At 73.6% G+C, this 25,902-nt stretch carries 24 protein-coding genes; 16 read left to right on the top strand and 8 right to left on the bottom strand.

Features of this window, described 5'->3' with window-relative positions:
• Positions 1-121: 121 nt before the first annotated feature.
• Together JK361_RS23775 and JK361_RS23770 are read right to left on the bottom strand one after the other, a co-directional pair.
• On the bottom strand, positions 122-973 hold the full coding sequence (locus JK361_RS23775; RefSeq protein ID WP_201821534.1) for a siderophore-interacting protein: 852 nt from the start codon (positions 971-973) through the stop codon (positions 122-124).
• A gap of 118 nt (positions 974-1,091) precedes the next feature.
• A complete protein-coding gene (locus tag JK361_RS23770; protein ID WP_307787315.1) occupies positions 1,092-2,012 on the bottom strand; it encodes a 5'-3' exonuclease in 921 nt (306 codons plus the stop codon).
• Positions 2,013-2,214: 202 nt separating this feature from the next.
• On the opposite strand from JK361_RS23770, the gene JK361_RS23765 reads away from it, so the two are divergent.
• From JK361_RS23765 to JK361_RS23750, 4 genes are all read left to right on the top strand, one after another.
• On the top strand, positions 2,215-3,291 hold the full coding sequence (locus JK361_RS23765; RefSeq protein ID WP_201821533.1) for a quaternary amine ABC transporter ATP-binding protein: 1,077 nt from the start codon (positions 2,215-2,217) through the stop codon (positions 3,289-3,291).
• The gene (locus JK361_RS23760; protein ID WP_201821532.1) at positions 3,284-5,098 is read left to right on the top strand and encodes an ABC transporter permease/substrate binding protein; all 1,815 of its coding nucleotides are present in this window, start codon (positions 3,284-3,286) and stop codon (positions 5,096-5,098) included. The genes JK361_RS23765 and JK361_RS23760 overlap by 8 nt, the downstream gene beginning before the upstream one ends.
• A 381-nt stretch (positions 5,099-5,479) precedes the next feature.
• A complete protein-coding gene (locus JK361_RS23755) occupies positions 5,480-6,052 on the top strand; it encodes a helix-turn-helix domain-containing protein (RefSeq protein WP_201821531.1) in 573 nt (190 codons plus the stop codon).
• A gap of 26 nt (positions 6,053-6,078) precedes the next feature.
• Positions 6,079-6,798, top strand: coding sequence for a helical backbone metal receptor (locus JK361_RS23750; RefSeq protein WP_201821529.1), 720 nt, complete (start codon positions 6,079-6,081; stop codon positions 6,796-6,798).
• Here JK361_RS23750 and JK361_RS23745 read toward each other — a convergent pair.
• Complete coding sequence (locus JK361_RS23745) at positions 6,710-7,873, bottom strand: TDT family transporter (RefSeq protein ID WP_201821528.1); 1,164 nt, start codon at positions 7,871-7,873, stop codon at positions 6,710-6,712. The two genes, JK361_RS23750 and JK361_RS23745, sit on opposite strands and share 89 nt — an antisense overlap.
• 70 nt (positions 7,874-7,943) lie before the next feature.
• On the opposite strand from JK361_RS23745, the gene JK361_RS23740 reads away from it, so the two are divergent.
• On the top strand, positions 7,944-8,867 hold the full coding sequence (locus JK361_RS23740; RefSeq protein WP_201821527.1) for a LysR family transcriptional regulator: 924 nt from the start codon (positions 7,944-7,946) through the stop codon (positions 8,865-8,867).
• A gap of 184 nt (positions 8,868-9,051) precedes the next feature.
• On the opposite strand, the gene JK361_RS23735 is transcribed toward JK361_RS23740, so the two are convergent.
• Entirely contained in the window at positions 9,052-9,738 is a 687-nt protein-coding gene (locus tag JK361_RS23735; RefSeq protein ID WP_201821526.1) for a gamma-glutamyl-gamma-aminobutyrate hydrolase family protein, read from the bottom strand.
• Positions 9,739-9,832: 94 nt separating this feature from the next.
• Positions 9,833-10,570 carry a FadR/GntR family transcriptional regulator gene (locus tag JK361_RS23730; protein ID WP_201821525.1) on the bottom strand — a complete coding sequence of 246 codons (738 nt, stop codon included), beginning with the start codon at positions 10,568-10,570 and terminating at the stop codon, positions 9,833-9,835.
• A gap of 95 nt (positions 10,571-10,665) precedes the next feature.
• Between JK361_RS23730 and JK361_RS23725 the strand changes: the two genes are divergently transcribed.
• Genes JK361_RS23725 through JK361_RS23715 form a run of 3 tightly spaced genes read left to right on the top strand, consistent with a single transcriptional unit; the run spans position 10,666 to position 14,200 of the window.
• A complete protein-coding gene (locus JK361_RS23725; RefSeq protein ID WP_201821524.1) occupies positions 10,666-12,030 on the top strand; it encodes a glutamine synthetase family protein in 1,365 nt (454 codons plus the stop codon).
• An 11-nt stretch (positions 12,031-12,041) separates the two neighbouring features.
• Positions 12,042-13,421 (top strand): aldehyde dehydrogenase family protein, encoded by a 1,380-nt coding sequence (locus JK361_RS23720; RefSeq protein WP_201821522.1) that lies wholly within the window; start codon positions 12,042-12,044, stop codon positions 13,419-13,421.
• Positions 13,418-14,200 (top strand): 3-oxoacyl-ACP reductase, encoded by a 783-nt coding sequence (locus tag JK361_RS23715; RefSeq protein WP_201821520.1) that lies wholly within the window; start codon positions 13,418-13,420, stop codon positions 14,198-14,200. The genes JK361_RS23720 and JK361_RS23715 overlap by 4 nt, the downstream gene beginning before the upstream one ends.
• 6 nt (positions 14,201-14,206) lie before the next feature.
• Here the strand turns inward: JK361_RS23715 and JK361_RS23710 are convergent, their stop codons facing one another.
• A complete protein-coding gene (locus JK361_RS23710) occupies positions 14,207-15,409 on the bottom strand; it encodes an amino acid deaminase/aldolase (protein WP_201821518.1) in 1,203 nt (400 codons plus the stop codon).
• A 1,383-nt stretch (positions 15,410-16,792) separates the two neighbouring features.
• Here JK361_RS23710 and JK361_RS23705 point away from each other — a divergent pair.
• Positions 16,793-17,773 carry a hypothetical protein gene (locus tag JK361_RS23705; protein ID WP_236053463.1) on the top strand — a complete coding sequence of 327 codons (981 nt, stop codon included), beginning with the start codon at positions 16,793-16,795 and terminating at the stop codon, positions 17,771-17,773.
• Positions 17,770-18,960: a type VII secretion-associated serine protease mycosin gene (gene mycP / locus JK361_RS23700; protein WP_201821516.1), complete on the top strand. Its 1,191-nt coding sequence runs from the start codon at positions 17,770-17,772 to the stop codon at positions 18,958-18,960. The genes JK361_RS23705 and mycP overlap by 4 nt, the downstream gene beginning before the upstream one ends.
• A gap of 326 nt (positions 18,961-19,286) precedes the next feature.
• Here the strand turns inward: mycP and JK361_RS23695 are convergent, their stop codons facing one another.
• Entirely contained in the window at positions 19,287-20,258 is a 972-nt protein-coding gene (locus tag JK361_RS23695) for a serine hydrolase (RefSeq protein WP_201821515.1), read from the bottom strand.
• Between the two features lie 357 nt (positions 20,259-20,615).
• On the opposite strand from JK361_RS23695, the gene JK361_RS23690 reads away from it, so the two are divergent.
• Complete coding sequence (locus tag JK361_RS23690; RefSeq protein ID WP_201821514.1) at positions 20,616-21,347, top strand: SseB family protein; 732 nt, start codon at positions 20,616-20,618, stop codon at positions 21,345-21,347.
• Position 21,348: 1 nt separating this feature from the next.
• Here the strand turns inward: JK361_RS23690 and JK361_RS23685 are convergent, their stop codons facing one another.
• Positions 21,349-21,705 carry a DUF1844 domain-containing protein gene (locus JK361_RS23685; RefSeq protein ID WP_201821513.1) on the bottom strand — a complete coding sequence of 119 codons (357 nt, stop codon included), beginning with the start codon at positions 21,703-21,705 and terminating at the stop codon, positions 21,349-21,351.
• Between the two features lie 387 nt (positions 21,706-22,092).
• Here JK361_RS23685 and infC point away from each other — a divergent pair, with 387 nt between their 5' ends.
• The 5 genes from infC to JK361_RS23660 all read left to right on the top strand — a co-directional run bounded on the left by infC (position 22,093) and on the right by JK361_RS23660 (position 25,772).
• Positions 22,093-22,731, top strand: coding sequence for a translation initiation factor IF-3 (gene infC, locus JK361_RS23680; RefSeq protein WP_078637498.1), 639 nt, complete (start codon positions 22,093-22,095; stop codon positions 22,729-22,731).
• 111 nt (positions 22,732-22,842) lie between these two features.
• Positions 22,843-23,037, top strand: coding sequence for a 50S ribosomal protein L35 (gene rpmI / locus JK361_RS23675; RefSeq protein ID WP_004933563.1), 195 nt, complete (start codon positions 22,843-22,845; stop codon positions 23,035-23,037).
• A gap of 105 nt (positions 23,038-23,142) precedes the next feature.
• Entirely contained in the window at positions 23,143-23,526 is a 384-nt protein-coding gene (gene rplT / locus JK361_RS23670) for a 50S ribosomal protein L20 (protein WP_016642495.1), read from the top strand.
• Between the two features lie 201 nt (positions 23,527-23,727).
• The gene (locus tag JK361_RS23665; protein WP_201821512.1) at positions 23,728-24,588 is read left to right on the top strand and encodes a TrmH family RNA methyltransferase; all 861 of its coding nucleotides are present in this window, start codon (positions 23,728-23,730) and stop codon (positions 24,586-24,588) included.
• A 50-nt stretch (positions 24,589-24,638) separates the two neighbouring features.
• Positions 24,639-25,772: a sensor histidine kinase gene (locus JK361_RS23660; RefSeq protein ID WP_201821511.1), complete on the top strand. Its 1,134-nt coding sequence runs from the start codon at positions 24,639-24,641 to the stop codon at positions 25,770-25,772.
• Positions 25,773-25,902 lie beyond the last annotated feature (130 nt).

Genomic DNA, 25,902 nt, shown 5'->3' with positions numbered 1-25,902 from the left:
CGGTCACGCACCCGGCAGGATGCGGATCATGCCGTATCCCACCAGCCCAGCCCAGCCCAGCCCGTCGCCCGGCACCCTCGCCCTGTCCCGCAGCCGACCCTCACCGCCGACGGCGGGCCGGTCAGGCGGCGGCCGCCGCCGGGTCGCTCTCCTGCTCGGCCTCGATCCGGGCGTTCCACTCCCGCTTGGACGCCTGCCAGCCGTCCTCGTTGTGGCCGAGACGCCAGTAGCCGGAGATCGACAGGTCCTCGCGCGGGACCTCCCGCTCCACCCGCAGCAGCCGGCGCAGCTCCTTCACGAAGCCCGCCTCGCCGTGCACGAAGGCGTGCATCCGGCCGTCCGGGAACTCCAGCGCGCGGACGGCCTCCAGCAAAGCCTCGCCGACCGGCCGCTCCCCGCGGTGCAGCCAGACGACCTGCACCTCGGTGCCGATCTTCTGCTCCTCCTCGGGGCCGGACACCTCGACGAAGGCGTGCGCACGGGCGCCGGGGGGCAGGGCCTCCAGGGCGCGGGCGATGGCGGGCAGCGCGCTCTCGTCACCGGCGAGCAGATGCCAGTCCGCCTGCGGGTCGGGCGCGTACGCCCCGCCGGGGCCCATGAAGCGCACGGTCTCGCCGGGCCGCGCCCGCAGGGCCCAGGGGCCGGCCAGCCCCTCGTCGCCGTGGATCACGAAGTCCAAGGTCAGCTCGTGCTGTTCGGGGTTCCAGTCGCGCACGGTGTAGGTCCGGGTCACCGGCCACTGCTCACGCGGGAACTCGGCGCGGATCCGCTCCAGGTCGAAGGGCTCCGGGTAGGTGACGCCCGGGGCGCCGAACAGCAGCTTCACATAGTGGTCGGTGCAGGTGTCCGCGGCGAAGTGGGCCAGCCCCTCACCACCGAGCACCACCCGCTGCATGTGCGGCGTCAGCCGCTCGGTGCGAACCACTTGGGCGGTATGGGGCTTGCGCGGCTTTCGTCCCGGGCGCTCTGCCATCACGGCCTCCTGCAGACTTGGTTAGGTTTACCTAAGTTAGCACCTCGGCCGATTCAACACCGCTTTCCTGAGAGCTCGGTGAGAGCGTTTTGCCGGAACGTTCCACTCCGGGCCGGGGTCAGTGCGTCAGCGTGGCCAGCAGCCGCTCCAGCGAGCCGCCCAGCCCCCACCGGTGCGCCAGCTCCCGCACGGCCGCCGGGTCGCGCGGGGCGTGCGGCAGGACGGTGTCGACGTCCGGCAGCGGCACGTCGCCCGCCACCCGCACCACCTTCGGCGCGACCGCGACATACGGCCGGGCCTCGGTGAGCCGCTTGCGCTGCGACGGCGTGAGCTTCGCCCGCGGGTCGTCGACCGCCGCCATGATCCCGGCCAGGTCGCCGAACTCGGCGAGCAGCTTGGCGGCCGTCTTCTCGCCGATGCCGGCCACGCCCGGCAGGCCGTCGCTCGGGTCGCCGCGCAGCAGCGCCAGATCCGCGTACCCGCGTCCGTCGACGCCATACTTCTCGCGCAGCACCGCCTCGTCGGTCAGCTGGAGCGTGCCGACGCCCTTCAGCGGATACAGCACGCGGATCCCGCGCTCGTCGTCCACCAGCTGATACAGGTCGCGGTCGCCGGTGACGATGTCGACCGGCCCCTCGGCCCGGCCGGTGAACGTGCCGATCACGTCGTCCGCCTCGTACCCCGCGACGCCGACGCGGGCGATGCCGATCGCGTCCAGCACCTCCTCGATGACCGGCACCTGCGGGGCGAGGGTGTCCGGCACCTCCTCCTCGTCAGGTGCGCCCTCGTGCTCCTCGGCGACCCGGTGGGCCTTGTAGGTGGGGATGAGGTCCACCCGCCACTGCGGACGCCAGTCGGCGTCCATGCAGGCCACCAGCCGGTCCGGCCGGTGGTCACGGACCAGCCGGTCGATGAAGTCGAGCAGGCCGCGAACCGCGTTGACGGGAGTGCCGTCCGGCGCCTTCACGGAGTCCGGGACGCCGAAATAGGCGCGGAAGTACAGCGAGGCGGTGTCGAGGAGCATCAGTCGTCCGGTCACGCTCGCATCATGCCGTACGGCACCGACAGCGGCCGTCCGCCCCGGAACGCGTTGCGTGCTGCGCATCCCCGTGAGCCCGGCCACTTGTGGGTTTGCCCCCGCTTTACCCGGGGAGGCGCCGCCCCGGAGCGAGGGTGGTTGCTCTTTCCAGCCGTCGGCGACTCTTCGTCTCCTGTCCCTGTCCCCGAGACGAGAGGTACGCGTGCATCCCAGACTTGAGGCGGAGCACCTGTTCAAGGTGTTCGGCAGACGACCGGACGCAGCAGTGGAACGCCTGCGGGAGGGCGCCGACCGGGAGGAACTGCGCGCCGACGGCACGACGGCCGCCGTGATCGACGCCTCCCTGCGCGTGGAGGCCGGCGAGATCTTCGTCGTCATGGGGCTCTCGGGCTCCGGCAAGTCCACCCTGCTGCGCATGCTCAACGGTCTGCTGGAGCCGACCGCGGGCCGTGTGCGCTTCGACGGCCAGGACCTGACCGCCCTCTCCGACCGGGCCCTGCGCGAGCTGCGCTCGCAGCGGATCAGCATGGTCTTCCAGCACTTCGCGCTGTTCCCGCACCGCAGTGTCCGCGACAACGCCGCCTACGGCCTGGAAGTGCAGGGCGTGCCCCGCGCCGAGCGCGCGCGCCGCGCCGACGAGGCGCTCGCCCTGTGCGGCCTGGCCGGCTGGGAGAAGTCCTGGCCCGACGAGCTGTCCGGCGGCATGCAGCAGCGCGTGGGCCTCGCCCGCGCCCTCGCCACCGACGCCGACCTGCTCCTCATGGACGAGTCCTTCAGCGCGCTGGACCCCCTGATCCGCCGCGACATGCAGGACCAGCTGCTGGAACTCCAGAAGACGCTGAAGAAGACCATCGTCTTCATCACCCACGACCTCAACGAGGCCATGCGGCTCGGCGACCGCATCGCCGTCATGCGCGACGGACGCGTCGTCCAGACCGGCACCGCCGAGGACATCCTGCTGCGCCCGGAGAACGACTACGTGGCCTCCTTCATCCAGGACGTCGACCGTTCCCGCGTGCTGACGGCGGGCGCCCTCATGGACACCTCGGTCACCGGCGACGCCCCGCTGTGCGACTGCGAGACCGCGACCCCTCGGACGCCGTTCACCGAACTGTGCGCGATCAGTGCCCGGCTGTCGCACCGCGTCTCGGTCGTGGACGAGGCGAACCGCGTCGTCGGTGTCGTGCCCAGGCAGCGGCTGGTCGGCTTCCTCGGCGACGAGACGGCAGGCCCCGTGCCCTGCGACAACCCGGAGGGAAAGGTGATCGGCCGTGCCTAGGATCCACCTCGGCGACTGGGTCGACTCCGGCGTCGACTGGCTGGTCGACCACCTCTCCTGGCTCTTCGACGCCATCAAGGCGGTCATGGAGGGCATGTACGACGGCATCGACTCCGTCCTCGCCGCGCCCGAGCCGCTGCTGATGGCGGGCATCCTCGCCGTCGCCGCCTGGTGGCTGCGCGGACTGCTCGCCGGCGTCCTCGCCTTCGCCGGGTTCGCCCTCGTGGACTCGCTCGCCCTGTGGGACCAGGCCATGTCCACGCTCGCCCTGGTCCTCGTGGCGACGGTGCTGGCGCTGGTGATCGCGATCCCGCTGGGCATCTGGGCGGCCCGCTCCCAGACGGTCAGCGCGGTCGTACGGCCCGTCCTGGACCTGCTCCAGACGATGCCGTCGATGGTCCTGCTGATCCCGGCCATGCTGTTCTTCGGCCTCGGCACCGCCCCCGGTGTCGTCGCCACCCTGATCTTCGCGCTCGCCCCCGGCGTCCGCATGACCGAGCTGGGGATCCGCCAGGTCGACGCCGAACTGGTCGAGGCCGCCGAGGCGTTCGGCACCACCCCGCGCAACGTCCTGTGGCGCGTCCAGCTGCCGCTCGCCCTGCCGACCATCATGGCCGGCGTCAACCAGGTGATCATGCTGGGCCTGTCGATGGTCGTCATCGCCGGCATGGTCGGCACCGGCGGCCTCGGCGGCGCCGTGAACCAGGCCATCGGCCAGGTCGACATCGGCTACGGCTTCGAGGCGGGCGTCGGCATCGTCGTCCTCGCCATCTACCTGGACCGCGTCACCGGCGCGCTCGGCACCCGGCTCTCCCCGCTGGGCCGCAGGGCCGCCGCGCAGAGCCGCACGCGCGCGTGGTCGTACCGTCCGCGCCCGGCCGTCGCCCTGGCCGGTGCCGTCGTCCTCGCCCTCGTCGCGGCCGGACTCGGCGTCTTCGGCCCCTCCGCCGGCACCTCCGAGGCCTCCGGCACGGACGTCGGCAAGGGCAAGGAGATCCGGATCGGCTACATCCCCTGGGACGAGGGCATCGCCTCCACCTTCCTGTGGAAGGAGATCCTCCAGGAGCGCGGCTTCAAGGTGACCACGAGCCAGTACGCGGCCGGACCGCTCTACACCGGCCTCGCCACCGGCCAGCTGGACTTCGAGACGGACTCCTGGCTGCCCACCACCCACGCGGAGTACTGGGCGAAGTACGGCGAGCAGCTGGACGACCTCGGCAAGTGGTACGGCCCCACCTCCCTGGAGCTGACCGTTCCGTCCTATGTGAAGGACGTGAACTCCCTGGAGGACCTGAAGGACCACGCCTCCGAGTTCCACGGGAAGATCATCGGCATCGAGCCCAGCGCGGGCATGATGGGCCTGCTGAAGGACAAGGTGCTGAAGGAGTACGGCCTGGACGGCACGTACGAGGTGGTCGACGGCTCCACGCCGGCCATGCTCGCCGAGCTGAAGCGCGCCTACGGCCGCAAGCAGCCGGTCGTCGTCACCCTGTGGTCGCCGCACTGGGCGTACAGCGACTACGGCCTGAAGAAGCTCAAGGACCCCAGGGGCGCCTGGGGCAAGGGCGACGGCGTGCACACCCTCGCCCGCAAGGGCTTCGCCGCCGACAATCCGCAGGTCGGCCGGTGGCTGAAGGACTTCTCGATGACCGAGGAGCAGCTGACGGGCCTGGAGGCGCAGATCCAGAAGTCCGGCAAGGGCGGGGAGCAGGACGCCGTGCGCACCTGGCTGCGACAGCACCCCGGCCTGGTCGACAAGTGGGCGCCCGTGGCCAAGGACGACGCCCGGAGCCGGGCGGCCGGGTGACCTGACGACCCCGACCGCCTCCCGGGGGCGGGTGCCGCCGGACGCCGACCCGCGTCCGGCGCCGCCCGCCCCCGCGGCGTTCCCTCACGGCACAGATCAGGCCAATCACCCTACGTGACGAACAGTGGCCTGAGCAGGGGCTCCACACCCGGCTGATCGGCACGTTCATCCTGCCGGGGGACCCCCTCCCCGGGCGCTGATCGGCCCCGGGACACTGGCGCGAACAGTGAGGGTGGGAGAGCAGGGACAAGTCGGGGATGTGACAGGCACGTGAAACGGTTTGCCGAACATGCGTAGGGTGCAGAGAAGTCATCAGAAGAGGGATGCCCGCGGGCGGGCACCCGGGTGTCGGCACGACGAGCGAGGGAGGGAGCCGGAGCGATGGGCGACCACAAAGAGCAGCAGCCCGTACGGGTGGGCGCGGCCGTCCGGCGGCGCCGCCGTGCGCTGGAACTGACCCTCGCCGTCGTGGCCGAGCGCAGCGGCCTCTCCGTGCCCTTCCTCAGCCAGGTCGAGAACGACCGGGCCCGCCCGAGCCGTACGTCCCTGGAGAAGCTGGCCGACGCCCTGCGCACCACGGCCGTCGAACTCCTCGCCGCCGCCGACCCGGCCGCCAGCGTGGACGTCGTCCGCGCCGAGCCCGGCGCCGAGGGCGGCTTCGACCCGCGCACCCGCTCCCTGGTGCGCGGCCACCACCAGCTGCACGCCTCCGAGTACACCGGCGACCACGACGCCGGCCGTGAGTTCCAGCACCGCAACGACGAGCTGATGTACGTCGCCGACGGCGCGGTGGAGATAGAGGCCGAGGGGCGCGCCTACCGCCTCGGCCGCGGCGACACCCTCTACCTGACCGGCGGGGTCCGGCACCGCTGGCGGGCCACGGTCCCCGACACGCGGGTCATCGTGGTGGCGGTGGCCGAGCACATCGAGGCGGTCCAGGACCGGTCGCGCTAGACGGCGCGGGAAAGGGGCGGTGCGTAGTGCGGATCGTCTCGCTGGTGCCCTCCCTCACCGAGGCCGTCGCGGTGACGCTGCCCGGGGCTCTCGTCGGCGTCACCGACTGGTGCAGCCACCCGGCGGACCTGTCGGCCGCCCGGATCGGCGGCACGAAGAACCCGAAGGTGGACCGGATCGTCTCCCTCGCACCCGACCTCGTGCTCGCCAACGAGGAGGAGAACCGCGCCGCCGACCTCGACGCACTGCGCGCGGCGGGCCTCGACGTGCTGGTCACCGAGGTGCGGAGCGTGCCGCAGGCCCTGGCCGAGCTGGCACGGGTGCTCACCGCCTGCGGTGCCCCGGCCCGGCCCGCCTGGCTGGCGCGGGCGGAGGCGGCCTGGGCGTCCCTGCCCGCCCCCGCGGAGCGTGCGACGGCGGTCGTACCGATCTGGCGCCGGCCCTGGATGGTCCTCGGCCGGGACACCTTCGCGGGCGACGTCCTGGCCCGCCTCGGAGTGGACCACCTCCACGCCGGCCACCCCGAGCGCTACCCCCGCGTCCCGCTGGAGGAGCTGCGCGCGGCCGCCCCGGATCTGGTCGTCCTGCCCGACGAGCCCTACCGCTTCACCGCGGACGACGGCCCGGAGGCGTTCTGGGACCTGCCCTGCGCCCTGGTCAGCGGACGGCACCTGACCTGGTACGGGCCGTCCCTGACCCAGGCGCCACGGGTGCTGGCCGGGGCGCTGCGAGCAGCTCGCCGCTGAGCAGGCCGCGCCCGGTGCCGCAGGCCGCCGCGAGCCAGGCCGCCACGAGGACGCCGTACAGGCCGAGGGCCAGCGCGTCGTACACGGCGAGACCGGTGTGCCCGGCGAGGGACGCCGCGCCGGTGACACAGGTGCCCAGCGGGAAGGTGAACGCCCACCAGGTCAGCGCGAAACCCATGCCCTGCCGCCGGGCCCGCACCACGTGCGCGGTGGCGAGCGCCAGCCAGAGCAGCGCGAACCCCATGACCGGCACGCCGTACAGCACGGCGAAGACCGCGAGACCACGGTCGTAGGGGGCCGGTACGACGCCGGGGGCGGCGTCCGCGATCTTGCCGACGGCGGTGACGGACTGCCCGAGCGGGCCGAGGACCAGGAACAGCGTCGGGGTGAGCGCGAGCGGCAGCGGCCCGGAGGTGATCAGCCGGGCGAAGACCAGCGGCAGCATCAGCAGCGTGGCCAGCAGGCTCAGCCCGAACATCGCGAAGCAGGCCAGCAGCAGGGTCTGACGGGGCTGGCCCGGCGGCAGATGCGGCACCAGCAGCGGGCCGAGCGCGGCGGACACCATGGGCGCGACCAGCGGCAGCAGCCACACCGGGGTGGCCTGGCCGGGCTCGACGCGGTGCCGTACCGCCATCAGGTACGGCACGGCGACGGCGGCCCCGAGCCCGACCGCCGTACCCGCGGAGAACAGCACCGTGTCCAGGGCGACGGCCGCGCGCGTGCCGATCAGGTCCCGGCCGGCCGTCAGGGCGCCGCCGCCGACCGCCAGCAGGGCCATCGCGAGGCAGCCGTAGAAGGGGGCCATGGCCGGGTCGAGGAGATGGGCGCGGGCCTGGTCACGATGGCGGGCCCAGTGCACGGCCCGGGCGGCCAGCAGGGTCAGGAGCATGAGCAGGGACAGCGCCCAGAAGGCCGCGAAGGCACCGCGCGCGCCGTGCGCCGCGCCCGGCAGTGCGACGCCGGCCGAGCCGACGATGGCGGTGCCCATGACGGAGGCGTACCAGTTCGGTCCGAGCCGGCGGAGCCGGGCGGCGTGACGCACGGACAGGGGCAAGGGCTGGGCTGCGGTGACCATGCCTCCACGTTCGCGCCGCCGGTCGCTCCTGACCAGGGAGTTCATTCCTATGACGGCATAAGCTGGTTTTATGAGCGAGGTGGAGGGACAGCGGAACAGCAGGGATTCGCTGGCGCACCGGGTGCCGGACCTCGCCGCGCTGGAGCTGCTGCTCGCGGTGGCACGGCTGGGCAGTCTCGGCGCGGCGGCACGGGAGGTCGGCATCACCCAGCCGGCCGCGAGCAGCCGGCTCCGCTCCATGGAACGGCAGCTGGGCGTGGCCCTCGTCGACCGTTCGCCGCGCGGTTCCCGGCTCACCGACGCGGGCGCCCTGGTCACGGACTGGGCCCGGCGGGTGGTGGAGGCGGCGGCGGCCTTCGATGCGGGTGCGCGGGCGCTGCGGGACCGGCGGGACTCGCGGCTCAGGGTCGCGGCGAGCATGACCATCGCCGAGTACCTGCTGCCCGGCTGGCTCCTCGCGCTGCACGCCGAGCGTCCCGACACGGCCGTCTCCCTGCTCGCCGGCAACTCGGCGAAGGTCGCGGAGCTGTTGCTGACCGGGGAGGCGGACCTCGGTTTCGTGGAGGGCCTGAACGTGCCCACGGGCCTGGACTCCGCGGTCATCGCCCGCGACCGGCTGATCGTCGTCACCGCGCCCGGCCACCCGTGGGCCCGCCGCCGGCGCCCCCTGACGGCGCGGGAACTCGCTGAGACGCCGCTCATCCTCCGCGAACGCGGCTCCGGCACCCGCCAGGTCCTGGACGCGGCGCTCGGCGGTCTGGCCCGGCCGCTGATCGAGCTGTCCTCGACGACGGCGGTGAAGGCGTCCGCGGTCAGCGGCGCGGGACCCTCGGTCCTCAGCGAGCTGGCGGTGGGGGAGGAGCTGGCGATGCGGCGCCTGGTCAGCATCCCGGTCGAGGGCGTCTCGCTGCGCCGGGACCTGCGGGCGGTATGGCCGACGGGCCACCGCCCCACGGGCCCGGCCCGGGAACTGCTGTCCCTCACCCGAGCCTGAAACCGCCCCCAGCGGCGCGGAGAACGGCGCGACCGGCCACCACGCACCCGCACCCGGAAAGCGACCCGAACCCACCCCGCCGCTCTCGCCGGCGACTTCCCGCGCGGATCGCTGCGGCCGGCGGCGCCGGGCCTGCGCACTCTGCACCCCTTCCGGCGGGCCGGGGCGACGCCGCCGGCCTGGGTCAGGAGGCGGCTGTGACCAGTGCCCGCATGAGCCGCGGGTCCTCACCCATCTCCGGGTGCCACTGCACCCCCAGCACCCAGCCCCGGTCCGCCGGCAGCTCCACGGCCTCCACGGTCCCGTCCGCCGCGTAGGCCGACGGGACCAGCCCCTCGCCGAGCCGCTCCACCGCCTGATGGTGATACGTCGGCACCGTCACCTCCTCCGGGACGATGCCGCCGTACAGCGTCCCCGGCACCGGCTTCACCGGGTGCCCGCCGAACACGCCGACCGCCTCCGCGTGCCCGTCCAGGTGCTGGACGAGCGTGCCGCCGAGGGCGACGTTGAGCAGCTGCATGCCCCGGCAGACGCCGAGCAGGGGCACGCCCGCCGCCAGCGCCGCCCCGATCAGTGCCAGCTCCCAGGCGTCCCGCTCCGGCGCGGGCGGCCCCGTCCGCGGCGAACGCTCGGCGCCGTACCGGGCCGGGTCGACGTCCGGGCCGCCGGCGACGACCAGCCCGTCGAGCCGGGCCACGGCTTCGGCGGCCCGCTCCGGGCCGTCCGGCGGCAGCAGGAACGCCAGCCCGCCGGCCCGCTGCACCAGACGCGGATAACCGGCCGGCAGCAGCACCGCGTCCAGCTCCCACACGCCCCAGCGCGCGGCGGACTCCAGATACGTGCTCACGCCGATCAGCGGCCGTACGGTCATGCTGCCCTCCCTGGCATCCAAAGGTGCTTGCTTCCAGGGCCTGCTCCAGGACAGCCCCTTCAAAGGTTCCCGGTAATACCTTTGCAGATCCGGCTCATGCCAGAAAGCCCCGCAACAGGGCCGCCGTGCCCGCGCAGTGCTCGCGCATCATCTCCCGCGCCCCGTCCGCGTCCCCGTCCAGCACCGCCTCCACCAGCGCGGTGTGCTGCCGCTGGGAGTGCTCCAGGTTGCGCACCAGCAGCGGGATGCAGTCCAGCAGGTCGTTGACCGTCGCCCGGACCGCCGCGTACTGCGCGGTCAGCGACGGCGAGCCGCACAGCTCGGCCAGGGTCAGGTGCAGCAGCGTGTCGGCCCGCCGGTAGTCCGCCAGCGGCGCCCCGTGGGTGCGGTCCAGCGCCTCCCGCAGCCGCTGAGCCTGCTCCCGGTCCAGCCCGTGCGCCGCGCACAGCCCGGCCGCTCCCACCTCGAGCACCTCGCGGAAGCGCAGCACGTCCTCGATGTCGACCTCGGCGATCCGGCGCCGCAGCTCGCCCTCGCCGCCCGCGTCCGGGCGCGGCAGCACGAACGTTCCGCCGTACCGTCCGCGCCGCGCCTCCACCAGGCCCTGGTCCTGGAGCACCTTCAGGACCTCGCGCAGCGTCACCCGGCTGATCCCGAGCAGCTCCGCCAGCTCCCGCTCGGCCGGCAGCCGCTCGCCGCCCGGCACCAGGCCCAGCCGGACGACCTGGAGGATCTGCTCCAGCGCCTCCTCGAAGCCGTTGCCCGCCCGCACCGGCCGCAGCACCGCAGTCAGCCGGTCGCCCAGCCCGTTCAGGTCCGAGTCCTGCGACATCCGCCGTACCCCCTTCCCAAGCAATGGTTCTCCGCAATACCTTATGGCTCCCGGCCCGGCCGAAAAAGCGCGATGGCGCCCTAGGAGGCTCTCCCGTGGCAGACCGCACACCCCCGCTCAGTGTCGAGGAACTGCACGCCCTCGTCGCAAGCGGTGAGATCGACACTGTCGTCCTGGCCTTCCCCGACATGCAAGGGCGGCTCCAGGGCAAGCGGTTCGCCGCCCGCTTCTTCCTCGACGAGGTGCTGCACCACGGCACCGAGGGCTGCAACTACCTCCTCGCCGTGGACACCGAGATGAACACGGTCGACGGCTACGCGATGTCCTCCTGGGAGCGCGGCTACGGCGACTTCGCCATGCACCCCGACCGCGCCACCCTGCGCCGCGTCCCCTGGCACCCCGGCACCGCCCTGCTCGTCGCCGACCTCGCCTGGAGCGACGGCGCCCCGGTCGTCGCCGCCCCCCGCCAGATCCTGCGCCACCAGCTCGACCGCCTCGCCGAACTCGGCTACACCGCCCAGGTCGGCACCGAGCTGGAGTTCATCGTCTTCAAGGACAGCTACGAACAGGCCTGGGACGCGAACTACCGCGGCCTGACCCCCGCCAACCAGTACAACATCGACTACTCCATCCTCGGCACGGGCCGCATCGAACCCCTGCTGCGCCGCCTGCGCAACGACATGGCCGGCGCGGGCCTCACCGTCGAGTCCGCCAAGGGCGAGTGCAACCCCGGCCAGCACGAGATCGCCTTCCGCTACGACGAGGCCCTCACCACCTGCGACCAGCACGCCCTGTACAAGACCGGTGCCAAGGAGATCGCCGCCCAGGAGGGCGTCTCGATCACCTTCATGGCCAAGTACAACGAGCGCGAGGGCAACTCCTGCCACATCCACCTCTCACTCACCGACGCCGACGGCACCAACGTCATGGCGGGCGGCCCGGACGGCGGCATGTCCGAGGTGATGCGGCACTTCCTCGCCGGACAGCTCGCCGCACTCCGTGACTTCTCCCTGCTCTACGCCCCCAACATCAACTCCTACAAGCGGTTCCAGCCGGGCTCCTTCGCACCCACCGCCGTCGCCTGGGGCCACGACAACCGCACCTGCGCCCTGCGCGTGGTCGGCCACGGCCGCTCCCTGCGCTTCGAGAACCGCCTGCCCGGCGGGGACGTCAACCCGTACCTGGCGGTGGCGGGCCTGGTCGCGGCCGGCCTGTACGGCATCGAGCAGCGGCTCGAACTGCCCGACCCGTGCCCGGGCAACGCCTACACCGCCGGCTTCGAGCACGTCCCGACCACCCTCCGCGAGGCCGCCGAACTCTGGGAGAACAGCCCCATCGCCAAGGCCGCCTTCGGCGACGAGGTCGTCGCGCACTACCGCAACCTGGCACGCGTCGAGCTGGAGGCCTTCGACGCCGCGGTCACCGACTGGGAGCTGCGCCGCTCCTTCGAACGCCTGTGAAAGGTCATCCCTTGACTGACCCGCACGAGCACGAACTCCGCGTACTGAACCCCGCCACGGAAGAGGTCGTCGCCACCGTTCCCGCCGCGAGCGAGGAGGACGTCGCCGCAGCCGTCGCACGGGCCGCACGGGCCCAGCGGACCTGGGCCGCCCTCGCCCCCGCCGACCGGGCCCGGCTGCTCCGCCGCTTCGCGGACGTCGTCGACGCCCACACCGAGGAACTCGCCGGGCTGGAGGTCCGCGAGGCCGGCCACACCCTCGGCAACGCCCGCTGGGAGGCCGGCAACGCCCGCGATCTGCTCCTCTACGCGGCCGGCGGCGCCGAACGCCTGCTCGGCAGCCAGATCCCGGCACCCGGCGGCTGGAACGTCACCTTCCAGGAACCCCTCGGCGTGATCGGCGTGATCGCCCCCTGGAACTTTCCGATGCCCATCGCCGCCTGGGGCTCCTTCCCGGCGCTCGCCGCGGGCAACGCGGTCGTCCTCAAGCCCGCCGAGACCACCCCGCTCACCGCCCTCCGCCTCGCCGAACTCGCCCTGGAGGCGGGCCTGCCCGAGCACGTCTTCCAGGCCGTCCCCGGCTACGGCGCCACCGCCGGACGCGCCCTGGTGGACCACCCGGACATCGCCAAGATCGTGTTCACCGGCTCCACCCGTACCGGCCGCGAGGTCATGGAACGCTGCGCCCGCCTGGTCAAGCCGGTCACCCTCGAACTCGGCGGCAAGAGCCCCAACATCGTCTTCGCCGACGCCGACCTCGAAGCCGCCCTCGACCCCTTCTCCTTCCTGGACAACTCCGGCCAGGACTGCTGCGCCCGCACCCGCATCCTGGTCCACGAGCCGGTGTTCGAAGCGGCCCGCGAGTTCCTCGCCGGCGCCCTGGCCGACGTCGTCGTCGGCGACCCCGCCGACGAGAAGACCCGGATGGGCCCGCTGATCTCCCGGCAGCAGCTGGACCGCGTACGGTCCTACGTCCCCGACGACGCCCCCGCCCTGCGCGGCACCGCCCCCGACGGGCCCGGCTTCTGGTTCCCGCCGACCGTCCTCACCGGGGAACGGCCGGACGGCCCGGCGGCCACCGAGGAGATCTTCGGCCCGGTCGCCGTCCTCCTGCCCTTCACCGACGAGCAGGACGCCGTCCGCCTCGCCAACGGCACCCCCTACGGACTCTCCGGCTCCATCTGGACCCGGGACGTGGGCCGCGCCCTGCGCGTCTCCCAGGCCGTCCAGGCCGGCAACCTGTCCGTCAACTCCCACTCCAGCGTCCGCTACTGGACCCCGTTCGGCGGCTTCAAGCAGTCCGGCCTCGGCCGTGAACTGGGCCCCGACGCCCTGACCGCCTTCACCCGGACCAAGAACGTCTTCATCAGCACGGAGGGCCCCGCACAGTGACCGACAACATCGTTTGCCGCCGCCTGGCCGGCCGTACCGCCGTCGTGACCGGAGCCGGCAGCGGCATCGGACTCGCCACCGCCCGCCGGCTCGCCTCCGAGGGCGCCCACGTCGTCTGCGCCGACGTCGACGAGGTCCGTGGCAAGGCCGCGGCCGACGAGGTCGGCGGGCTCTTCGTCAAGGTCGACGTCACCGACCCCGAGCAGGTCGAGGCACTGTTCGAGACGGCCTACGACACCTACGGCAGCGTCGACATCGCCTTCAACAACGCCGGCATCTCCCCGCCCGACGACGACTCCATCCTGGAGACCGGCCTGGAGGCGTGGAAGCGCGTCCAGGAGGTCAACCTCACCTCCGTCTACCTGTGCTGCAAGGCCGCCATCCCCTACATGCGCCGCCAGGGCAAGGGCTCCATCATCAACACGGCGTCCTTCGTGGCCCGGATGGGCGCGGCCACCTCCCAGATCTCGTACACGGCCTCCAAGGGCGGCGTCCTCGCCATGTCCCGCGAACTGGGCGTGCAGTTCGCCCGCGAGGGCATCCGTGTCAACGCCCTGTGCCCCGGGCCGGTGAACACCCCGCTCCTCCAGGAGCTGTTCGCCAAGGACCCCGAGCGGGCCGCGCGCCGCCTGGTGCACATCCCGGTCGGCCGGTTCGCCGAGGCCGAGGAGATCGCCGCCGCCGTCGCCTTCCTGGCCAGCGACGACTCCTCCTTCGTCAACGCCACCGACTTCCTGGTGGACGGCGGGATCGCCGGCGCTTACGTCACGCCCCTGTAGGGGGCCTCACAGGAACGTGTGCCCCTCGCCCCGGTAGGTCGGCACGGTCGCCGTCACCTCGTCGCCCCGGACGAGGTGCAGCGCCTCGAACCGTTCGCACAGCTCACCCGCCTTCGCGTGCCGGAACCAGACCCGGTCGCCGATGAGCAGGTCGTCGGCGGGCGAACCCAGCAGCGGGGTCTGCACCTCCCCGGGGCCCTCCTGCGGGTCGTACCGCAGCCCCTCCGGCAGATACGGCACCGGCAGCCGGTCGGGACCCGCGACGCCGGAGGCCGGATAGCCGCCGCCGAGCACGGTGACGGCGCCCACCCCGGGGCGCCGGACCACCGGCTGGGCGAAGAGAGCGGCCGGGCGGCCGGTGAAGGAGGTGTAGTTGTCGAACAGCCGCGGCAGGTACAGCCCCGAGCCGGCCGCGATCTCGGTCACCGCGTCCTCGGCCGCGGTGTGCTGCACGCTGCCGGTGCCGCCGCCGTTCACGAACTCCAGGTCCGGCGCGACGGCCCGTACCGCCCGGACGACCGCGGCCCGCCGCCCGGCCAGCTCCCGCCGGGCGGCGGTCTGCATCAGCCGGACCGCCCGGGAGCGCAGGGGCCGGCCGGCGACCGTGTCCCCGACACCGGCGATGTGTCCCTCGTACGCCATGATCCCCACCAGCCGGAAGCCCGGCCGCCGGGCCACCGACCGCGCCAGTTCGGCGAGTTGGGCGGGGGAGTGCAGCGGCGAGCGGCGGGCGCCCACCCGCACCCGGCCGCCCAGCAGCTTCAGCGAGGTGTCCAACTCCAGGCACACTCGTACCACTTCACGCCCGCCGGCACGGGCGGCGTCGATGAGGTCGAGCTGCGCCGGGTCGTCCACCATCACGGTGACGGCCCCCGCGAGCTTGGGATCCGCGGCCAGCTCCGCGAACCCGGCGCGATCGGCCGACGGATAGGCCAGCAGGATGTCGTCGAACCCGGACCGCGCGAGCCACAGCGACTCGGCCAGGGTGAACGACATGATGCCCTGGAAGCCGTCCCGGGCCAGGACCCGTTCCAGCAGGGCCCGGCAGCGCACCGACTTGCTGGCGACCCGGACCGGCTTGCCGGCGGCGCGGCGCACCAGGTCGGCCGCGTTGGCGTCGAACGCGTCGAGATCCACGATCGCGAGAGGGGCGTCGAGATGGGCGGTGGCCCGGTCGTAACGGGCCCGGTCGGCGGCAGGCGCAGTCATGACGGAAGCCTGCCAGACAGGATTACCGCAGGGTAGGGGGACGTTCCGGGCAGATGCCCCGGGCTCGTGGACCGGTTCCGTCCCGGCCCCCGACAAGCCGTAGAGTGACGCGCACGTACGGCGGAACGCACCGGCGCACCAGGTGAACCGGGATGCCGGTCCAGCCGTACGGGTATGCGTGCCCGGGACGGCTTGTGCGCCGGGCGCGGCCGAGCAGCAGGTCGGCCCGCGTGCGAGGACACGGCCCGGGCACGAGGAAACGGGGGGTGCATGAGCACGGAAGCGCGGCACGCTCCCGTCCCGCCCCGCCCGTCGACCCCGCCCGGCCAGCCCCCCACCCCGCCCCGCCCGTCGACTCAGCCCGCTCAGCGCGATGCGTCGGCCCCACCCCGTCCGCCGGCCTCGCCCGGGCAGTCCCACGCCCCGGTGCCGCCCCGTCCGTCGGCCTTGCCCGGGCAGTCTCACGCCCCGTCCGGTCTCTCTGCTCAGCCCGGCCAGCGCGATGCGTCGGCCCCGCCCCGTCCGCCGGCCTCGCCCGGGCAGTCCCACGCCCCGGTCACGTCCGGTCCCTCTACTCAGCCCGGTCAGCGCGATGCGTCGGCCCCGCCCCGTCCGTCGGCTTCGCCCGGGCAGCCCGTCGGTACCGGCGGTGAGCCTGGGCCGCGGGGCACGGTCCCCGGGCCCCCACCCCAGCGGCCGCCGTCACGCTCCGCCGCCACCCGTCCCGTCGGCCGGGCACCGGCCGGTGAACCGGACGACGAGCCGTCGGTGTTCACTCCGCGGGCCACCCGGCCGCCGGCGCACGCGCCCGGACGTGCCGGGGACACCAGTGCCGGGAGCGCGGGAGCCGGGAGCACCGGGTCCGGGCGTACGGGAGCCGGGAGTGCGGGAGCCGGGAGTGCGGGAGTCCGGGGCGTGGCGCCGGGTGCGGGGGACTCCGCGCCCGTCGGCCGGCCCGGGCCGGCGTTCCGGCATTCGGCCGTGCCCGGCGTCGCCGACCCCGTGAGCCCGCCCCCGCCCCCCGCCTCGGCCCGGTTCCCCGACGCGCCCCCGGCGGAGACGGGCGGGCAGAGCACGGCCCGGCTCCGGCCCGGCAGGCAACCCCGGAAGCAGGGCGTCCCCGCGGAGACCCCGTCGGAGACGACCGCGCGACTGCGCCCCATCCGCTCGTCCTCGCCGTCGCCGTCGCCGTCGCCGTCGCCGTCGCCGTCGCCGTCGCCGTCGCCGTCGCCGTCGTCGCCGTCACCGTCGCCGTTCAGCCCCCCGCCCGGCTCCCCGCCGCCCGGCTCACCGCGTTCCTCGGCGCCCGGACCCCGGCACCCCGCCCCCACGCAGCCCACGGCCGCGTCCGGCGGGGCGGCGGGCGACCCCCGTACCGGTGCCATGCCCGACGCCGGCGGCACACCGGCCGTCGCCGCCGAGCGCGCCCGCTCCGCCGTGCCCGGACGCACCGAACCGGCACCCGGCGCCCGCGCCTGGAACCCGATGGCACCGGCCCGCCCGGCGAACCCCGTCACCCCGGACCCGGCCCACTCCTGGAGCGCCGCCCCGGCCGGCCGGCCCGTCGTGTCGTTCGCGGAACCCGAGCTGTCCGGCGAGCGCCCCCGCCTCCGCGTGGCACCGCGCACCGTCGCTGCCGCCGCCTGCCTCGTACTCGGACTCGGCCTCATCGGCGGTGCCCTGACCGGAAGCTGGCTCACCGGCGACGGCGAGGACGGCGCCGCCGCGACCGCCTTCACCACCGCCGGCACGCTCTGGCACAGCGTGCCCGTGGACGAACTGTTCCCGCCCACCGTCCAGGGCACGGGCGCCGGACCCGGCGGCGCCGACCGCAGCTGGACCCGGATCGCCGTCGCCCCCGACACCGGCTGCGCCCACGCCTTCGACCCGCTCCTGCACACGGCGCTCGCCCCGGTCGGCTGCCGGCGGCTGCTGCGCGCCACCTACACCGACGCCACCCAGAGCTACGTCACCACCGTCGGCCTGCTCTTCACCAAGGCCGACCCCGCGGGCATGTCCGCGCTCGCCGCCCGCTTCCGCGACGAGCACCTGGACCGGCGCGCCGACCTGATGCCCCGGCCTTACGCGGCCCCCCGCACCGCCGCCGCCGGGTTCGGCGCCGCGCAGCGGGCCTCCTGGACCATCTCCGTGCTCACCGACGCCCCCGTCGTCGCCTTCGCCGTCTCCGGCTGGGCCGACGGCCGTACCGTCGACGCCCCCCAGCCCGCCGCGGACGCCGTCCGCTCAGGCGCCACCACGGCGCCCGCCCAGGCCGGCCTCGGCAACGAGGCCCAGGGCCTGGCCGACCGCATCGAACGGCGCCTGCGCACGACCGTCGGAACGGCCACGGAGAAGTCCTCATGACCCGATCGACGCGCCGCCACCGCCGCGCGGCCGCGCCCGGAGCGGCCCTGAGCCTGCTGCTCGCCGGCTCCCTCGCCCTGCTGCCGTCCACCCCGGCCCACGCCGACGGCCTCCGCGGCCAGCAGTGGGGCCTGTCCGCCCTGCACCTCGACGAGGCCTGGCAGACCACCAAGGGCCAGGGCATCACCGTCGCCGTCCTCGACACCGGCGTGGAGACCGATCACCCGGACCTCGCGGGCAACGTCCTGCCCGCCAAGGACATGATCGGCTTCGGCGCCGGACCCGGCGACCGCACCTGGGCCCGGCACGGCACCGCCATGGCCGGCATCATCGCCGGACACGGCCACGGTCCCGGCGGCACCGACGGCGTCATGGGCGTGGCCCCCGAGGCGAAGATCCTGCCGGTCCGCGTGATCCTGGAGGACGGCGACCCCGCCCGCGCCAAGGCCCGCACCACCCGCGGCAACGCCCTCGCCGACGGCATCCGGTGGGCCGCCGACCACGGCGCCGACGTCATCAACCTCTCCCTCGGCGACGACTCGGACTCGGCCCACCCGGAACCCGGCGAGGACGAGGCCGTGCAGTACGCCCTGAAGAAGGGCGTGGTCGTCGTCGCCTCCGCGGGCAACGGCGGCGACAAGGGCGACCACGTCTCCTACCCGGCCGCCTACCCGGGCGTCATCTCGGTGACCGCCGTCGACAAGTACGGCACCCGCGCCGCGTTCTCCACCCGCCGCTGGTACGCGGCCGTCAGCGCGCCCGGCGTCGACGTCGTCATCGCCGACCCCGACCACAAGTACTACGCGGGCTGGGGCACCAGCGCGGCCTCCGCCTTCGTCTCCGGCGCGGCGGCCCTGGTCAGGTCGGCCCACCCTGATCTGACCCCGGCCCAGATCAAGAAGCTCCTGGAGGACACCGCCCGGAACGCCCCGGTGGGCGGCCGGGACGACTCCCGGGGCTTCGGCATGATCGACCCGGCGGCGGCCCTGAAGGCGGCCGCCCGCCTCACACCGCAGGGCGGCCTGCGCGCCGCTGCGTACGACGAGAAGTACTTCGGCACCGGGCCGGACACGGCCGGGGACACCGGCGGCGCCGCCGACTGGGCGGCCCCGCTCGCCGGCGGCGCGGGCGTCGTCCTCGTGGTGGCCGGGGTGATCCTCTGGCGAAGCCGCAGAAGAACGGCCTGACTCCCGACACCGGCCGCCGAGCGGCGCCCCGACCCTGGGCAACGGCCGCACCGGCCACGGCTGCGGCTCCGGGTCACCGGCCCTGACGGAACGGTGAGGCGGTCGTAGAAGAGGCACTCGCCCCTTCCGGGGCCGGAGCCGGAACATCGCGCGGGACCGGGACCTCGCGCGGACGGCGCCCTCGTCCGGCCCGGCCGCCCGCGCGGGACCTCGCGCGGACGGCGACCCTCGTCCGGCCAGGCCGCGCTCACGTGCCGCGCGGACCCGATCCCTCGGTTGCGCGCATCTGTCTCGCGGGCCGGATCCCTCGGCCGCGCGGTGCCGGATCACCCACCCGTGAACGACGACACCGCCGCCCGCGCCGCCGCCTCCACCAGGGAGACGCCCCGCGCCCGGCTCGCCGTGCCGTTCGACAGCACCGCCACCAGGTAGTCGGCGCCGTCCACCGTCACCCGGCCGATGCTGTTGACGTCCCACAGCCCCGTCGCGCTGCGCGGCAGCCACCCGTTCTTCAGCGCCCAGGAGCTGCCCACCGCGGCCGCCGCGACCCCCCACTGCTGATCGGTCTCCACCGCCTCCATGAGGCCCCGCAGATACGTCCGCGAGGCCGCGCTCAGCTTCGACTCCTCCCCGAACACCTGCCGGAGCAGCACCAGTTGGTCCGCCGCGGTGGTCTGGGTCAGCCCCCACAGCCCGCCGTCCCCGCCCACGGTCCGCGTCAGCCCGAAGCGCTCGTTCGCCGCGTCGAGGCCGGCCGCCCGCCCGATCGTGGCCCACAGCGCCGTAGCGGACGCGTTGTCGCTGTTCTCGATCATCCTCGCGGCGTACGCCTGCTCGGCGGCCGTCAGCCGCCGGCCCGCGTCCTGCGCCTGGAGCAGCAGGGCGGCCAGGATGTCGACCTTGACGATGCTCGCCGTGTCGAAGGCCGCGTCGCCGTACCCGGCGCTCTCGCCGGAGTCCACCGCCTGGACCGCCACCGACACCTTCGCGCCCGCCGGCACCGCGACCCTCGCCATCGCCGCGCTCAGCAGTGCGTCCCGGTCCACCGCGGGCTCCGTCACGGGTTCCACCGATGCCTCCTCGCCCGCCCCGGCCGAGGAAGCGGCCGAGGGCGACGCCGCCGACGATACGGCGGCGGTCCCGGAGCGCGCCCGCGCCTTCACACAGACCGTGCCGGCGGCCGTGACCCCGCCCACGGCGGCGACGGCGAGCACGGTGCACAGCAGCGCGCGGCGCCGGGACGGGCGTGTGCGACGACGGGACGGGCGCGGGCGGCGGCGGGCTCCGGAGGACTCCATGCCCGCGATGCTCGGGGCGCGGACTGTGCGCTCCGTCGGGCCGGCATGAGCCCCGGATCAGGAAGCGCTGAGATTCCCGTGAGGATCCCCGTCCGCCCAGCCGAAGGCTCCCGTGAGGATCCCCGTCCGCCCGGCCGAAGGCTCCCGTGAGGATCCCCGTCCGCCCAGCCGAGGGCTCCCGTGAGGATCCCCGTGCGCCCCGGCCGAAGGCTCCCGTGAGGACCGCCCATCTGCTCGGCCGAGGGCTCCCGTGAGGATCCCCGTCCGCCCAGCCGAGGGCTCCCGTGGGGATCCCCGTCCGCTCGGCCGAAGGCTCCCGTGTGGGTGGGCGGGGGCGTGGCTATAGGGTCGGTGACCGTGGCGAACAAGAACATCCCCGACCCCGGCTTCTCCGACGACGACGGCTCCGCCGACCCCCGGCTGAGCGCGGCGCTCGCCGCCTGGGCCGAGGACCGCGGTGCCCTCGGCCCCGTGCTGGAGGCCCTGAAGGGCGCCCGCCTGCTGGTCCCCGTCGTCGCCGTGCTCGGCGAGGTCGAGGAGGACGAGAACGGGCTGCGCCGCGAGAAGACCAGCGACATGGCCGTTCCCACCCTGAAGGCCGGCCACCGCACCGCGCTGCCCGCCTTCACCTCCACCGACTCCCTCGCCCGCTGGGACCCCGAGGCCCGTCCGGTCGCCGTACCGCTGCACCAGGCGCTACAGGCCGCCGCGCACGAGAAGGCCGACACCGTCGTGCTCGACCTCGCCGGCCCGGTACCGTTCGAACTGACCGGCCCGGCGCTGCTCGCCCTCGCCGAGGGCCGCACCAGCGTCGACCCGCTCACCGACCCCGCCGTGGTGGAGGCCGTCCGCGCGGCGGTGGCCGCGGAACCGGCCGTGCTCCGCGCCCATCTCGGGCCCGGACAGGCCGACGGCACCCTCGCCCTCGTGCTCGACCCGGCCGCGACGCCCGCCGAGGCCGCCCGCGCGGTCGCCGGGCGCCTCGCCGCCGACGAAACACTCAGGGCCCGCCTGGTGCGCGGCCTCGACCTGGCACTGCTGCCGGCCGGGACCACGCCTCCGGGCGAGCCCCTGTACGTGAAGGAATAGCTCAGCCGTAGACGGGCCCGGTGTACTTCTCACCGGGGCCCTGGCCCGGCTCGTCCGGGACGATCGAGGCCTCGCGGAACGCCAGCTGCAGCGACTTCAGCCCGTCGCGCAGCGGTGCGGCGTGGAAGGAGCTGACCTCGGTCGCGCTCGCGTCCAGCAGGCCGGCGAGGGCGCTGATCAGCTTCCGGGCCTCGTCCAGGTCCTTGTACTTCTCGCCCTCCTCGCTCAGCCCGAGCTTCACGGCGGCGGCGCTCATCAGGTTGACGGCGACCGTCACGATCACCTCGACGGCGGGGACCTCGGCGATGTCCCGGGTCATCGCGTCGAAGTCGGGGGACTCAGGAGGGGTGTCACTCATGCCCCACACGATAAGCCGTGTCCGGACCGGGCCCGCCCGGCGGGCGGGGGGCTCCCCGATTAGCCCTTCCCCACCGATGCTGGTAACCTCGTGTAACGACCGGCTGGACATGACGTGCCCAGCCCACAAGTGGAGGCTCCGATCTCCCACCTGACCATCCCCCGGGACGGCGGGTCCCCGGTCAGGCGGCCACCATCGTTCCGTACGGACGATGGAGTCGCCCGAAAGCGCGCCCCGCGATATCGCGGCGGTGCTCCGGAAGTGTTTGGAGCCCCGCCTGTGATCGTCCGGGGCGATTTTTGTTGCTTCGGCGCGGTCAGGTCTAACGAACACAGACGTTACGCGGCTGTCCGCCAGACCGTCGCGTGGTGCTACCGAGGAGGATCCATCAGCGCCGAGCCCCGCATCAACGACCGGATTCGCGTTCCCGAGGTGCGACTTGTCGGTCCCAGTGGCGAGCAGGTGGGCATCGTCCCGCTCGCTAAGGCACTGGAGCTTGCGCAGGAGTACGACCTGGACCTGGTCGAGGTCGCGGCGAACGCCCGTCCGCCCGTGTGCAAGCTCATGGACTACGGGAAGTTCAAGTACGAGTCGGCCATGAAGGCCCGTGAGGCGCGCAAGAACCAGGCGCACACGGTCATCAAGGAGATGAAGCTCCGGCCGAAGATCGACCCGCACGACTATGACACCAAGAAGGGTCACGTCGTCCGGTTCCTCAAGCAGGGCGACAAGGTCAAGATCACGATCATGTTCCGTGGCCGTGAGCAGTCCCGCCCCGAGCTGGGCTACCGACTGCTTCAGCGTCTCGCGGAGGACGTCCAGGACCTCGGTTTCGTGGAGTCGAACCCGAAGCAGGACGGCCGAAACATGATCATGGTCCTCGGTCCGCACAAGAAGAAGACCGAGGCGATGGCCGAGGCCCGTCAGGCGCAGGAGGCCCGCAAGGCCGAGGCGAAGGCGAACCCCGGTAAGTCGCAGAACCCTGCCGAGGCTGAGGCGCCGTCCGAGGAGCCTGCCGAGGCGTGATCCCGGGGGATGCACGTCCCCGAGGATGTAACCGAAAGAAGAGCGACGCTCCACAGTGCCCGGTTTCACGACCGGGCACCGGAGCGCCACCGACGAGGAGAGAACGGCGCTATGCCGAAGAACAAGTCGCACAGCGGTGCCAGCAAGCGCTTCAAGGTCACCGGCTCCGGCAAGGTGCTCCGTGAGCGCGCCGGCAAGCGCCACCTGCTCGAGCACAAGTCGTCCCGCGTCACGCGTCGCCTCACCGGCAACGCCGAGATGGCCCCGGGCGACGCCGCGAAGATCAAGAAGCTTCTCGGCAAGTGACGTAGCGGCGCTCGCCATCCTCTGAGCGCCGTACGTCAACACCGGGACCCAGTCGTTTCCGGGTCGTGTGAGTACCACCACGACCCCGCTACAAGGAGTTAACAAGTGGCACGCGTCAAGCGGGCAGTCAACGCCCACAAGAAGCGCCGGGCGATCCTCGAGCAGGCCTCCGGCTACCGCGGTCAGCGTTCGCGCCTCTACCGCAAGGCCAAGGAGCAGGTCACCCACTCGCTGGTCTACAACTACAACGACCGCAAGAAGCGCAAGGGCGACTTCCGTCAGCTGTGGATCCAGCGCATCAACGCCGCTGCCCGCGCCAACGGCATCACCTACAACCGCTTCATCCAGGGTCTGAAGGCCGCGAACATCGAGGTCGACCGCAAGATCCTGGCCGAGCTGGCCGTGAACGACGCGAACGCCTTCGCGGCGCTCGTCGAGGTCGCGCAGAAGGCGCTGCCGTCGGACGTCAACGCCCCCAAGGCTGCGTGACGCCGCGCTGGCTCTGAGCCGACGTTCACCGAGGACCCGCAGGCTGCATGGCTTGCGGGTCCTGTCGTTGCCGCGGCGGCTCGGTCGTCGGTCGGCCGCGGGTGCGTCGTGGCGTCCCGCGCAGTTCCCCGCGCCCCTTACGGGGCGCCGCGGCCCACCGGTGCTGGAAACATAGGAACTCTCCTGAAGGTGAAGTAGAGGATGGCCCCCCTCAGCCCCGAGCTGATCTCTCCCCGGTCCGCCCGTGTGTCCGCCGCCCGCCGGCTCGGGAAGCGGAACTTCCGGGGCAAGGACCGGCTGTTCCTCGCGGAGGGGCCGCAGGCCGTCAGGGAAGCGGCCGGACACCGGGTCGACGGCGCCCCCACCCTCGTCGAACTGTTCGCCACCGTCGAGGCCGCGGAGCGGTACGCCGACATCATCGGGGCCGCGCGGGACGCCGGCGCCCGGGTGCACCTCGCCTCCGAAGAGGTCATCGCGGACATCTCCACCACCGTCACCCCGCAGGGGCTGGTCGGCGTCTGCCGGTTCCTGGACACCCCCTTCGAGGACATCCTCGCCGCCCGGCCCAGGCTAGTCGCCGTCCTCGCCCACGTGCGCGACCCCGGCAACGCCGGCACCGTGCTGCGCTGCGCCGACGCCGCCGGCGCGGAGGCCGTGATCCTCACCGACGCCTCCGTCGACCTGTACAACCCCAAGGCCGTCCGGGCCTCCGTGGGCTCGCACTTCCACCTGCCCGTCGCCGTCGGCGTCCCCGTCGAGCGGGCCGTGGCCGGCCTGAAGGCGGCCGGGGTGCGCATCCTCGCCGCCGACGGCGCAGGCGACCGCGACCTGGACGAGGAGCTGGACAAGGGCGCCATGGGCGGCCCCAGCGCCTGGGTGTTCGGGAACGAGGCCTGGGGGCTGCCGGAGGAGACCCGCGCCCTCGCCGACGCCGTCGTACGCGTCCCCATCCACGGGAAGGCCGAGAGCCTGAACCTCGCCACCGCCGCCGCCGTATGTCTCTATGCGTCGGCCCGTGCACAGCGCGCCTCCGGAGGGTGCCGCTCTGTCACCGAGAGCTAGTAGGGTGACCAACTCGGGGCCCTGCGCCGTCTGAGAGGTGGGGTACGGGGATGAGTGTGGCCGGCACGAGCACCACGCCGGAGGGCCGGGACGCGCGGCACACACCCGTGCCCCGGCGGGGCGATCATGCGGGCCTCGACCCGGACCAGCTGCCCGACGGCCTCGTCGTCGCCGACGAGCACGGCCGCGTGACCTGTTTCAACGCGGCCGCCGCGCGCATCACCGCCGTACGGTCCGCCGACGCCCTGGGGCAGCCGCTGGAGAAGGCGCTGCCCCTGGAGGACCTGGAGGGGCGCCGCTGGTGGCAGCTGACCGCCCCCTACAGCGGGCTCGCCATCCGGGTACGGCAGCCGGAGCGCAACCTGCTGCTGCCGGGCGGCCGTGAGGTGCTCGTCTCCGCCCGTTACGTGCGCGACGAGCCGCTGGGGCCGGTGCGGTGCGTGGTCGTCTCCCTGCGCGACACCGAGGCCCGGCGCCGTACCGAGCGCAGCCACGCCGAGCTGATCGCCACCGTCGCCCACGAGCTGCGCTCCCCGCTGACCTCCGTGAAGGGCTTCACCGCCACCCTGCTGGCGAAATGGGAACGGTTCACCGACGACCAGAAGCGGCTCATGCTGGAGACCGTCGACGCCGACGCCGACCGGGTCACCCGGCTCATCGCCGAACTGCTGGACATCTCCCGGATCGACTCCGGACGGCTGGAGGTGCGCCGCCAGCCCGTCGACATCGGCGCCGCCGTCTCCCGGCACATCCAGGCCTACGTCGCCGCAGGCCAGCCCGCCGGCCGGTTCCTGCTCCGCGTCGACCAGCCGCTGCCCGCCCTGTGGGCCGACCCCGACAAGATCGACCAGGTCCTCAGCAACCTCATCGAAAATGCCATGCGACACGGCGAGGGAACCGTCACCATTGACGTCACACCCTCGGCATCCCCCCGCGAGGGCGAGGAAAGCGGCACGTCGGTCACGGTGAGCGACGAAGGGCCCGGCATCCCGGAGGAATCCATGAACCGCGTCTTCACCCGCTTCTGGCGGGGCAGCAAGCGCGGCGGCACCGGTCTCGGGCTCTACATCGTCAAGGGCATCGTGGAAGCCCACGGAGGCACCATCACGGTCGGCCGCGCCCCCGAAGGCGGCGCCGAGTTCCGATTTACCCTGCCCGTGGCGGCCCCGGCGTATCTCGCCTGACGGCCCACGGGCTCTTCGTACACCTCCGCCCCGTTAGACTCGGCCTTTGGCACCTTTGTGTCCTGCACACGGCCCGCACGAGTCGGTGACGGGGACCATCCGCCTGGGGGCACCTCCCAGCGTCAGCTGG

This window comes from Streptomyces musisoli (assembly GCF_016741855.1).
Classification (GTDB): domain Bacteria; phylum Actinomycetota; class Actinomycetes; order Streptomycetales; family Streptomycetaceae; genus Streptomyces; species Streptomyces musisoli.
The sequence above is the reverse complement of the archived record's forward strand: the minus strand, read 5'-3'. Positions and strand labels throughout refer to the sequence as shown.